Source organism: Pseudoalteromonas sp. S1609 (assembly GCF_005887255.1).
Lineage (GTDB): Bacteria > Pseudomonadota > Gammaproteobacteria > Enterobacterales > Alteromonadaceae > Pseudoalteromonas.
The window spans coordinates 1-302 of sequence record NZ_PNDJ01000154.1 but is presented as its reverse complement, the minus strand read 5'-3'; the positions used below and the strand labels follow the sequence as shown (position 1 = coordinate 302).

Below are 302 nucleotides of genomic sequence, written 5' to 3'. Positions count from 1 at the left end.
AGCGAGTTTTATTACTTGGTTAGTACCAATCAGAGAATCGGGTTCATTGCTGCCCCAACTTGCTATTGCTAACGTTATTCGCAAACTCCCCGTTCGTAAATGGGTATGGGTAATAGGTGCAGTGATGCAAGCAGGATGCATTTTAGCCATGGTTGCGGTGGCGTTTACCCTCAAAGGCGCACAAGCAGGCTACGCCATTATTGGCTTATTAATTTTATTTAGCCTTGCTAGAGGGTTTAACTCTGTCGCTGCAAAAGATGTGCTGGGCAAAGTTATTCCTAAACAGCAACGCGGTAATATTA

Annotated in this window: 1 pseudogene; it reads left to right on the top strand. The window is 44.4% G+C overall.

The features are described 5' to 3' along the window. Positions 1-302 (top strand): annotated as a pseudogene (locus tag CWB76_RS19195) (MFS transporter); the annotation flags it as partial.